General features: G+C 36.6%; 3 protein-coding genes. All 3 read right to left on the bottom strand.

Features of this window, described 5'->3' with window-relative positions; all coding sequences use genetic code 11:
- The coding region (locus QZY09_RS07965) for a hypothetical protein (protein ID WP_295670704.1) at positions 1-334 on the bottom strand (334 nt) is incomplete at its 3' end.
- 3 nt (positions 335-337) lie between these two features.
- A complete protein-coding gene (locus QZY09_RS07960) occupies positions 338-1,345 on the bottom strand; it encodes an MBOAT family O-acyltransferase (RefSeq protein ID WP_295670701.1) in 1,008 nt (335 codons plus the stop codon).
- A 566-nt stretch (positions 1,346-1,911) separates the two neighbouring features.
- Positions 1,912-3,207: a cation:proton antiporter gene (locus QZY09_RS07955; protein ID WP_295670697.1), complete on the bottom strand. Its 1,296-nt coding sequence runs from the start codon at positions 3,205-3,207 to the stop codon at positions 1,912-1,914.
- Between the last annotated feature and the right edge of the window lie 68 nt (positions 3,208-3,275).

Below are 3,275 nucleotides of genomic sequence, written 5' to 3'. Positions count from 1 at the left end.
TGGTTATACAACTAACTTCAAAAAAAATTGTTTTATGAGTTACTTTGGAATTAATGTCGTCTAATAGGTCTACTATATTTTTGTAACGTTCGCCGTTGAAGCCAAGGTTGATAAGGTCGAGTTTTAAACTATCGTTTGCATATTTCTCATTAACTGAATTTACAGCCCTTGAATTACCCAAAATGTAATAATCATGCTTACTGTTTCTAAAGTACCGGGTAAGCCTGAACTTTGATTTACTATCCAATACATACTTTATCCCAATGTAGAGCACAAATTGGGCTACAAATATACTTACTGCTAAAATCAAGAATCGATAAACGAATTTTTTCATGCTTTAAAATTGGAAGTAAATAAATGCATTGCTTGAAAAAGTGGCAAATAAAATGATATGCACAAGTAAAACAATATTTATGATGAATGATTTGTATGAATTTTTTTCGAAATAATTAAAAAAGAAGATGTCCATCGCCAGTAAAACCAATATAACGTACACCAGTTTTGCAATTTCAAATTGCAAAAGTACCTGGTGCGATTTCATGTGCACAATATGTTTAATAATGTAAATGGAGTCGTTGAAAGAATGTGATCTGAAAAATACCCAGGCCAGGGTTGTAAGCGCGAATGTAAGCACAATAGCAATGGCGTTAGGCAGTTTAAATTTAAATTGCCTTTGCACAACTAAATAAAGGCCATGTAAACCGCCCCAAATAATAAAATTGTAACTCGCGCCGTGCCATAAGCCGCCCAATAACATCGTTATCATCAGGTTGCGATAGGTAAACAGCTTGCCTTTACGGTTGCCGCCCAGCGGAATATACAGATAATCCCTTAGCCATGATGATAGCGAAATATGCCATCTCTCCCAAAATTCACTAAAATTTCTTGAAAAGTACGGTCTGTTAAAGTTTACCCGAAGTTCAATCCCGAACATTTTTCCTAAGCCTAATGCGATGTCGGTGTATCCGGAAAAATCACAATAGATCTGGAACGAATAAAACACGGTAGCGAAAAGGATCTGAAGATCAGAAACAACATGAAGATTGCTGTAGGTGCTATCAACCATTACACCTATTGAATCGGCCACAACCATTTTCTTAAAAAAACCAAGGATCATTTGCGAAAGGCCGCTTGTCATTTTTTCTGCATCTATTTCACGTTTTCTGAGCAATTTCGGCAACATATCCTTAGCCCTTGAAATTGGCCCGGCCACAAGTTGCGGGAAAAAACAAACAAATGAAGCGTAGGCAATATAGTCCCTGGTCGGCTCGATTTTTTTGTGGTAAATATCAATGGTATATGATAGTGAGTGGAAGGTATAAAATGAAATACCTATAGGGAGCAATATGTCAAGGCTATGTGTGGGAATCTGAATTCCCCAAAAATTGACAATTGGGGTAAGTGAGTATAGAAAGAAATTGAAATATTTAAAAAAGAAAAGTATACCGAGGTTTATACAAACGGCTAATATTAAAACACTTTTCTGCCTTTTCGGACTCTTTGCTTCGAATATCTTTATTCCAAAATAAAAATCCAAAAGGGTGTTAAATATCAGAAGAAATAAAAATCTCCAATCCCAAAAAGCATAAAAAATGAAACTTGAAATAAGTATAAAATAGTTTTGATATTTTAAATTATTTCGAAGAAGAAAGTAAATAACAAAAAAGATCGGGAGAAAGATTAGGAAATTTATGCTGTTAAAAACCATTGATCCTTGCGTTTAAATTTAGTGCTGATTAAATATAAAGTTTGTGATATAACCAGTGGAGCCGGAAGTAACTGAATATAAGTTTTGCGAAAAGTTTTGCATTTTATCCATTTGCATGCTTAAATAGTAAAAATATTCATCCTTTATCAAGAAGTTTACATTGTTCGATCATTACAAAAAACTGGCGATTTTAGGGAATATAATTATTCGTCAATTATGATTGATGATGCCAGGTCTTGAGTAGTTTCAGCTGATGTATGATTTCTTTCTTCTTTTAAAAAGTAATATTTCATCACCGGTCCCGAAACGATAACAGTTGCTACAGTCATCACAACTAAGCCTTCAAAAACCTTTTCATTAATTATTTTTGCCTGGAGGGCCAATAATCCCAACACAATCTCCTGCGAACCGCGGGCATTCATACCAAACGCTACAGCGATAGACTCGTTCCGGTTTAACCCGCTAATCCGGCTGCCAATACCCGCGCCTATCAATTTAGCAATACAAGCTATGGCGAGTATGATGGCTACTACTTCAAAATTAAAGTTTGACACAAAATTCAGCCGGAGGCCGATGGATGCAAAGAAAAGTGGCGCGATAATATTAACAGTAAACTGATGTAAAATAAGCTTGTGGCGCTCAGTAAAATACTCTGAATCGCCGATAGCTACACCCATTAAAAATGCCCCGAAAACAGCGCGTACGCCCAAATATTCGGTTATTATAGCACTCACCAGGCAGAGACAGATAGCAAGGGTGATCACACGTCCTATCTTGAGGTTTTTATGGGCAACAGAAAGCAGTTTGTTAATCAGCCAGCGTACAACGGTGACCATAAATACCGCAAATAGTAAAACAACTATAACCGACATGTAGGAGCCTTCTTTTTTTCCGGAGTTCATCATCTGCATGATGATAGAAAATAAAATCCAGCCCAAAAAGTCATCTATCATTGCCGAAGTAAGCACCAGGTTGCCAATTTTTGTCCTTAAAATGTCAAGGTCCATTAAAATTTTTGTGATAACTGACAGCGCAGTAATAGATAACGCGGTACCAAAAAACATCGCCGAAATAAACTGGTTATTAGCGCCTGTAGAGAAAATACGCTGGTAAAAAAACCACGCCGCAATAAACCCCACAATAAAAGGGAAAATAATGCCGGTTAGGCTGATGGAAAGAGCATGTTTGCCATCTCTGCGAATCTGCTTGAGATCGACTTCAAAGCCTGCAACAAACATGAGCAAGATAATGCCGATGTTGGCCAGCCCGTCAAAAGCTCCGTAAGCCCGTGGTACAGCAAGGAAAATATTTTTAAAGACCTCAGGAAAATAATGCTGCAGGATGGTTGGTCCCAAAATCACGCCGGCAAGGATTTCGCCTATAATAGCAGGTTGCTTGTATTTTCTGCATAATTCACCAAGTAAACGTGCAAAAACTAAAACAATAGTGAAAATGATGAGAAAATGGAGTACTTCGGCAGAACTGAGTTTTGATACCATATTATTTTAGAACTGAATACATAGGAATAATAGCAAATATAAACTTTTTAAATTATTTATTGTTATGT

The organism is uncultured Mucilaginibacter sp. (genome assembly GCF_903913935.1).
Lineage (GTDB): Bacteria > Bacteroidota > Bacteroidia > Sphingobacteriales > Sphingobacteriaceae > Mucilaginibacter.
The sequence above is the reverse complement of the archived record's forward strand: the minus strand, read 5'-3'. Positions and strand labels throughout refer to the sequence as shown.

Coding starts and splice junctions, on each gene's coding strand:
- QZY09_RS07955 (WP_295670697.1), bottom strand. CDS start 3,207: ATGGTATCAAAACTCAGTTCTGCCGAAGTACTCCATTTTCTCATCATT.